This is a genomic window from Rhodococcus sp. ENV425 (assembly GCF_002887785.1).
In the GTDB taxonomy this organism is placed as follows: domain Bacteria; phylum Actinomycetota; class Actinomycetes; order Mycobacteriales; family Mycobacteriaceae; genus Rhodococcus; species Rhodococcus aetherivorans.
In genome coordinates, this window is the sequence record NZ_PCZU01000283.1 from 75,927 (window position 1) to 82,774 (window position 6,848).

A 6,848-nucleotide genomic window follows, 5' to 3' on the forward strand; every position below is an offset into this window, starting at 1 on the left:
GGACTGTGTCAGGCCGCATCCTTCAGCCGGCCCCACGCATGCCAGCGGTCGATCTCGATCCAGGCACTGACCCGCGGCCGGTTGCGCACCCCGTAGGGCTTGCCGGTGTAGTGCCGCGCGACGCGGTCGATATCGGTCAGCTCGGGGTCGTCGACGAACTCGACGACCCGCCCCTGGAGGCTCACGTGTGTCACCCAGTCCGCCGGGTCCATCGCGCTCAGGCTGATCCGGGGATCACGGCGCAGGTGCTCGAGCCGCTTGCGCCCGGCGTCCATGTTCACCAGGATCCGGCCGTTCTTGAACAGATACCAGGTGGGCACCGACACAGGATGTCCGTCGGCCCGCACCGTACTGATGGTGGCGTAGTTCGGCTGGGCGAGCATCTCGGCGACGGCCTGCGGCAGCGGAGGTCTGGGCACGGCAGTGGTCCTCTCGTCGGGAAGGTCGGACGGTTCGGTCACGAACCTACGCCGGTTGTGGGCGAAACCGCCCCACGAGGGCGCGAGCGGGTCGACCATGTAAGGGGCACCGAGCCCGGCCGTGGAATGGCCCGACAGCCGAGGAGTCGAGAACATGCCGAAGTACCTGTGGCAGGTCACCTACACACCCGAGGGCGCGCAGGGTCTGCTCTCCGAGGGTGGGTCCGTCCGTAGTTCCGCCATCACCGAGATGGTCGAGAGTGTCGGTGGCAGCATCGAGTCCGTGCACTTCGCGCTCGGCGGGCACGACCTCTACGTCATCGGGGAGGTGCCCGACGATCTCGCCGCGGCCACGCTCGAGTTCCGCACCCGTGCGTCGGGTATCGCGCGTTCCGTGCCGATCCGGCTGCTCACCCCTCAGGAGATGGACGACGCGGTGCATCGCAACGCCGCGTACCGGACGCCCGGCCACTGATCTTCCGGGCACCGAGCGGGACGCTCCCTCCGGGCACCGAGCGGGACGCTCCCGTCGGTTCGGACCGCAGGGTCAGAGCAGTTCGAGGAACAGTCGCGCGGCGGTGGAGGACGGGGCCGGGTCACGGCACACCAGCGCCAATGTGCGGTGCTGCGGCCCGGGCCGCAGCCCGATGCGGTGCAGGCCGCTGCGTCGCGCGATCGGCTCCGGGATGACCGCGACCCCGAGACCGTGGCGGACGAGATCGAGCAGGCGATCCATGTCCCCGACGCGGAACGTCACGTCGCGGTGCACCCCCGCGCGGACGAACAGCGCATCGACCGTGGTCTGCAGGCCGGTGCCGGCCTCGAATTCGATGAACGGATACGACTGCAGTTCCGCGAGATCGATCACCGCGACCGCGGCGAGCGGATGGTGGGGCGCGACCACGGCGACGAGCTCCTCGGTGTAGGTGCGCAATGCGACGAGGCCGGGCGGCAGCGGACGCGCGTCGAGGGCGACGAACGCCAGGTCCAGTTCGGCCGTGGTGAGGGCGTCGAACAGCTCGGTGGTGGTCGACTCCCGCAGCGCCACCTCGATACCCGGGTGGGCGCGGTGCAATTGTGCGAGCAGTGACGGCAGGTCCGCGGCCCGGAATGTCTGCACGGTGCCCACCGCGAGGGTGCCGGTCTCCCCGCTTTCCAGCCTCGCCACGGCTGCGCGGGCCTCCGTGGCCTCGCGTAGCAACCGCTGCGCGTAGGGATAGAGAGTTCTGCCCGCCGCGGTCGGGAGCACCGACCGGGTGGTGCGCTCGAACAGCGACGTCCCGAGTTCGTTCTCGAGCGCACGCACGGACGCGCTGAGCGCCGACTGCGACAGGTGCACCGACTCGGCGGCCCGGGTGAAGTGCCCGTGCTCGGCGACGGCCAAGAAGTGCCGCAACTGCCGTAGTTCCATTCATCGACTCTATCGCTCGGATTCATCGATTCATCCCGTTGGACACATCAATACCGGAGCTCGCAGGATCGGTGCCATGCAGTCCCCGTCCACCGGCACCCCGACCGCCGAGACCCCCACCACCCGCATGCCCCGCCGACTCGTCGTCGCGATGGCCCTGGCCTCGGGCCTGGTGGTGGCCAACAGCTACTACGCCCAGCCGCTCGTCGGCGCCGTCGCCGACAGCCTCGACGCCTCCACCACCCAGATCGGATGGGTGGTCACCGCGGGGCAGATCGGGTACGCCGCCGGCCTGGCCCTGCTGGTGCCGCTGGGCGACATGGTCGAACGGCGGCGGCTGCTGCGACGCATGCTCGTGCTCACCGCCGCCGGCCTGCTGGTCATGGCCTGGGCACCGACCTGGCAGATCCTCGCCGCCACGGCCGTGCTCGTCAGCACCGGATCGGTCGTGGGCCAGATCCTCGTCCCGTTCGCCGCGTCCCTGGCCCGGGACGACGAACGCGGACGGGTGATCGGAAACGTGATGACCGGCCTGCTGCTCGGCATTCTCCTCTCCCGCGTCGTGGCGGGCCTGGTGGCCGGGATCGCCGGGTGGCGAGCGGTGTTCGTGCTGGCTGCGGCGCTGATGCTCTGCACCGTGCTGTTGGTGCGGACCCTTCCGGTCCTGCCACCGGCGACCACCGCCGGCTACCGCACGGTGCTCGCCTCGGTGGTGTGCTTGATCCGCGACGAACCGGTACTGCGCAGCCGGATCGCCTACGGTGCCCTGACCTACGCCTCGTTCGGGGTGTTCTGGACCAGCGTCGGCTTCCTGCTCGCCGGGCCGGGGTACGGGTGGTCCGAGGCCCGCATCGGGATCTTCACCCTCGTCGGGGTCGCCGGCGCGCTGGCAGCACGGACGGCCGGCATCTTCGCCGACCGCGGCTATGCGCGGCGGCAGACGGGTCTGTTCGTCGCGGTCACCGCGGCCAGCTTCGTGTTCCTCGCCTTCGGTGAACACCACGTGCTCGCACTCGCGGTGGGAGTCGCCCTGCTGGACCTGGGTATCCAGGGAACGCACATCAGCAATCAGAGCCTGATCCAGCCGTTGCGGCCCGACGCCCGCAGCCGCCTCAACACCGCGTACATGACGTCCTACTTCCTGGCCGGCGCCCTCGGCAGCGCGCTGTCCACCGCCGCCTACCTCACCGGCGGATGGCAGGCGGTGTGCGTCCTCGGCGCGGTCTTGCCCACTACGGGTTTCGCCCTCGTCGTCGTGGAACACCTACGGCAGCACCGGCGCACCCCGGCCGCGGAGGCACACGACGACGGACACCCGACGGATGCGCAGAGGTGATTGCGTCCGGACGTGTGAAGAGCTGCAGTGCAACGAGCTCCGTCGCCCCGGCGGGTAGCCGTCAGCTCGCGGCAGGACGGTCGCTCAACAACAGCCGGCACACGTCCTCGACGTTGCGCAGCGCCTCCGCGAACCTGATGCGATCCGTCGTCCACAGCACCAGCGAATTGAGCATGGTGCTGCCGATCGCCAGCGACGCCAGCCGTGCCCGTTCCGCCGGGATTCCCTCCATCGCGTCGAGGACGGCCGAGCGGTTGACCGCCGATCGCTCGACCAACGTCTCCACCACATACGGATCCCGGGAGGTCTGCAACTCGACCTCCAGGCGGGCGAAGTGCGGGCCCCGCTGGAACGCTTTCATCTGCCGCACGTACAACCGGACGACGCGCTCCATCACATCCTCCGCCCGGGCGTCGCGGTCAGGGCGTCGCCGGCGCTCGGCGGCGAGCCGCTGCGACAGGCGGTCGTTCCACGCCATCATCGCGGCGGCGAGCAGTTGGGGCTTGGCCGGGAAGTACCGGTAGAGGGTGCCGAGCGCCACCCCGGAACGCTCGGCCACGTCCCGCATCTGGATGCTGTCCGGGCTCGTCTCCTCGAGCATCTCGACGACGGTCTCGGTGATCCGGCTGCGTCGCCGCAGTTGTGCGGGGGTCATGTCGTCCGGGCTCATGGGTACACCGGCGGCTGCGGAACTCACCCGCGCACACTAGCCCGCGGCAGCGATGACGGGGTCACAGCCGGAGACGCCTCGCGATGATCGTCGTCATGACCTCGCTGGCTCCCTTCGCGTGGTACCCGGTTGTCGTGTTGCCACCGGTCGCAGTAGGGAACGACGTCCTCGGCGAGGAACGTCCGGACGACATAGCGGAACTGCTCGTGTTCGTCGCTGTGGACGGTGCGCTTCATGGTTCTCCGGGAGTGAGGGCGGGCCGGCAGCCCGACCTGCCGCCGGTCGGGCGCCGCGGGCGCGTCGAGCACCTGCGTGGAGCGTAGGTGGGCCGAGCGCGATCCCGCCCGCAGGTCCCGGTCAGCGGAATAGAATCACGTTCTTTCTTCCAGAGCCGTATACATGGAAATATGCAGCTATATCGCTTAAGTTTCGACGAACCGGGATCGGTCCTATCCTCGACGGAAGAAGAATCTGATTCTATCGAATGCGCTCTCGGCGTCGGATACGCTGCCGAGGCGGACACCGGAGTCGCACTCCCGCCACCGGACGCCCGAGATCGTGCGCTGCCCCATCGGCAGGAGCGGCCGCCGCAGGGTGGACCGCGCCGCAGGAACAGTCCGCGCCCGCGCGGACCCGTCGCGCCGGCCCGTGGGCCCGGCATCCACCGAAACGAGGAGACGTTGTGAGCGACACCGACCTGACCGGCCGCACGGCCGTGGTGACGGGAGCCGGGTCCGGCCTGGGCCGGGCCGAGGCACTCGCCCTCGCCGAACGGGGCGCAGCCGTCGTCGTCAACGACATCGGAGCCGCCGCGCAGACCGTCGCCGCCGAGATCGAGGAGCGCGGCGGCACGGCCATCGCCGTCGAAGGCGACGTCGGAACCTGGTCGATCGGCGACCGCCTCGTCGACGCGGCCGTCGAACTGTTCGGCAGCCTCGACATCGTGGTGAACAACGCGGGCATCATCCGCGACGCGATGCTGGTCAACATGACCGAGGAAAAGTGGGACGACGTGCTCCGCGTGCATCTGAAGGGGCACGCGGCGCTGACCACCGCGGCAGCGAGATACTGGCGTGCACAGTCGAAATCGTCGGGTTCCCCGGTGTACGGGCGACTGATCAACACCACGTCGGAGGCGTTCCTCTTCGGCGGGGCGGGGCAATCGAACTACGCCGCCGCCAAGTCCGGGATCGTCGCTCTCACCCTGGCTGCTGCGCAAGGACTTTCCCGGTACGGAGTGGCCGCCAATGCGATCGCGCCAAGGGCGCGTACGGAGATGACCGCGCATGTCTTCGACGAAGACCCGTCCGGTTCGGCCGTGGACATCCTGGCTCCCGAGCGGGTGGCGACCTTCGTCGTCTACCTGTCGTGCCCGGCGTCGAGCCGCGTGAACGGGCAGGTCTTCGTCGTCTACGGCGACATGGTGGCGCTGATGGCTCCCCCGGTGGTGGAGAACCGATTCACCGCCGGCTCCGGGGTCTTCACCGTCGACGAACTCGACGGGCAGGTCTCCGGGTACTTTGCCGACCGCCCTGCCGACCGGACGTTCTCCGCCCGCAGCGTCGCCGCTCTGGACACCACCGGCGTGCGCACCAAGCTCGCGTGACGGGTCACCGCCCGGTCCGCACAGCGCACCAAGCAAGTGCTAGGTAATGTGAGCCGAAGGAGGCCAGACATTGACTGTGATGCGTAGTGACTCGATTCCGGTGTCGGACATGCCGCGCGAGCAGCGCCCCAGCGTTGCGGAACGGTTCACCCAGATCCTCGACGTGTTCACATCCGGTCCCGACCGGATGTTCCTCGAAGAGATCACGGCCGCCACCGGCCTTCCCCGCTCGACCGCGTTCCGCCTGCTCACCCAGCTCGTCGACCTGCACTGGGTCGAACACGACTCCCGCGGGTACGGCCCCGGCCTGCGGATGCAGACGATGGCCCGGCCCTCGGACTACTCGCAGCTGCGCGCCGCAGCCGCGGGGATGCTCAACGACCTGCAGATCGGCACCGGCGGAGTCGCACACCTAACGGTGCTCGAAGGCTCGTCCGTCTATTTCCTCGACCGGATCGGGGGCTCGGCGAGCGCGGGCATCCCCTCCCAGGTCGCAGCCCGGCTGCCGGCCGAGAGCACCGTCAGCGGACGGGCGCTGCTCGCCGGTCTCGAGCCGGAGAGGGTGGACGCCCTCATGACGGCCGGACCGCACGTCCGGTCCCGCGCCGACCTGTCGGTACTGCACGAACGCCTGAACCGGGTGCGCCAGCGGCAGGGTCTCGCGTTCGTGCCCGGCCACTCGTGCCCCATGTCCATCAGCGCGGTCGCCGCACCGGTCGCCGGCCCCGACGGCGTCGTGGGTGCGATCTCGGTGGCGTGCCGCGGTTCGGTCGAACTCGCCCACATCGCACCGATGGTCTGGGCCGCCGCGCGCCGCACCTCACGGATGCTCACCCCCGGCCGGCCCGGTTCCGTCGCGCGGACCCGGCTGTCGTACCGAACGCGTGTGGGTGTCGCGAACTAGAACGCGGCGGCGCGCCGGAGGTCGTCCGGCGCGCCGCGAATTCGCTTTCCCTGCACACTGTTCCGTCGACGAGCCCGGTCATCCCTCGACGTGGACGAACACTCCCCGCGCCTCGACCGTGCGCTCACCGCGGCATTCGATCCAGCCCTCGGCGACGGTCTTCCGGCCCTCGGTCTCGACGATCCGCGAATACAGATCCAGCGGCTCGTCGAGCGGCGTGCGCCGCAGGTAGCGCAGGTCGAGCGACGCCGTCAGCGAACGGCTGCCCCGGGCCTGCATGAGGGTGCCGAGCATGCAGTCCAGCAGGTGAGCGCTGAACCCGCCGTGCACGCTGTCGGGCGGGCCCTCGTGCAGGGCGTTCGCGACCAGCCGGGCCCGCGCCTCGTCCGCGCCGAAGTAGATCTCGAGCGGAATGCCCATCGGGTTGTGGGTGAACAGCGCCCACGGCTCGCGCCCACCCGTGTCCCGGGACCGCGACGGACCGTCGAACGGCGGACGCAGC

Annotated in this window: 8 protein-coding genes; 4 read left to right on the forward strand and 4 right to left on the reverse strand. The window is 69.9% G+C overall.

Annotated elements, in window-relative coordinates:
- Window positions 1-8 precede the first annotated feature (8 nt).
- Window positions 9-419, reverse strand: a complete 411-nt coding sequence (locus CQZ88_RS26965; protein ID WP_050036470.1) for a TIGR03618 family F420-dependent PPOX class oxidoreductase — start codon at window positions 417-419, stop codon at window positions 9-11.
- A 154-nt stretch (window positions 420-573) separates the two neighbouring features.
- On the opposite strand from CQZ88_RS26965, the gene CQZ88_RS26970 reads away from it, so the two are divergent.
- Complete coding sequence (locus CQZ88_RS26970; RefSeq protein WP_050036471.1) at window positions 574-894, forward strand: GYD domain-containing protein; 321 nt, start codon at window positions 574-576, stop codon at window positions 892-894.
- A gap of 72 nt (window positions 895-966) precedes the next feature.
- On the opposite strand, the gene CQZ88_RS26975 is transcribed toward CQZ88_RS26970, so the two are convergent.
- Window positions 967-1,830 carry a LysR family transcriptional regulator gene (locus CQZ88_RS26975; RefSeq protein ID WP_102800559.1) on the reverse strand — a complete coding sequence of 288 codons (864 nt, stop codon included), beginning with the start codon at window positions 1,828-1,830 and terminating at the stop codon, window positions 967-969.
- 76 nt (window positions 1,831-1,906) lie between these two features.
- On the opposite strand from CQZ88_RS26975, the gene CQZ88_RS26980 reads away from it, so the two are divergent.
- The gene (locus tag CQZ88_RS26980) at window positions 1,907-3,166 is read left to right on the forward strand and encodes an MFS transporter (protein WP_102800560.1); all 1,260 of its coding nucleotides are present in this window, start codon (window positions 1,907-1,909) and stop codon (window positions 3,164-3,166) included.
- Between the two features lie 61 nt (window positions 3,167-3,227).
- Here CQZ88_RS26980 and CQZ88_RS26985 read toward each other — a convergent pair whose 3' ends face one another.
- The gene (locus tag CQZ88_RS26985; RefSeq protein WP_102800561.1) at window positions 3,228-3,821 is read right to left on the reverse strand and encodes a TetR family transcriptional regulator; all 594 of its coding nucleotides are present in this window, start codon (window positions 3,819-3,821) and stop codon (window positions 3,228-3,230) included.
- A gap of 697 nt (window positions 3,822-4,518) precedes the next feature.
- Here CQZ88_RS26985 and CQZ88_RS26995 point away from each other — a divergent pair.
- Complete coding sequence (locus tag CQZ88_RS26995) at window positions 4,519-5,442, forward strand: SDR family NAD(P)-dependent oxidoreductase (protein WP_102800563.1); 924 nt, start codon at window positions 4,519-4,521, stop codon at window positions 5,440-5,442.
- A gap of 79 nt (window positions 5,443-5,521) precedes the next feature.
- On the forward strand, window positions 5,522-6,346 hold the full coding sequence (locus tag CQZ88_RS27000) for an IclR family transcriptional regulator (protein ID WP_102800564.1): 825 nt from the start codon (window positions 5,522-5,524) through the stop codon (window positions 6,344-6,346).
- 78 nt (window positions 6,347-6,424) lie between these two features.
- Here CQZ88_RS27000 and CQZ88_RS27005 read toward each other — a convergent pair.
- The coding region (locus CQZ88_RS27005) for a PaaI family thioesterase (protein WP_258008815.1) at window positions 6,425-6,848 on the reverse strand (424 nt) is incomplete at its 5' end.

Bases quoted from the DNA above. Each gene is read 5' to 3' on its own strand.
- CQZ88_RS26975 (WP_102800559.1), bottom strand. From the start codon at position 1,830: ATGGAACTACGGCAGTTGCGGCACTTCTTGGCCGTCGCCGAGCACGGG.
- CQZ88_RS26980 (WP_102800560.1), top strand. From the start codon at position 1,907: ATGCAGTCCCCGTCCACCGGCACCCCGACCGCCGAGACCCCCACCACC.
- CQZ88_RS26985 (WP_102800561.1), bottom strand. From the start codon at position 3,821: ATGACCCCCGCACAACTGCGGCGACGCAGCCGGATCACCGAGACCGTC.
- CQZ88_RS26970 (WP_050036471.1), top strand. From the start codon at position 574: ATGCCGAAGTACCTGTGGCAGGTCACCTACACACCCGAGGGCGCGCAG.
- CQZ88_RS27000 (WP_102800564.1), top strand. From the start codon at position 5,522: ATGCGTAGTGACTCGATTCCGGTGTCGGACATGCCGCGCGAGCAGCGC.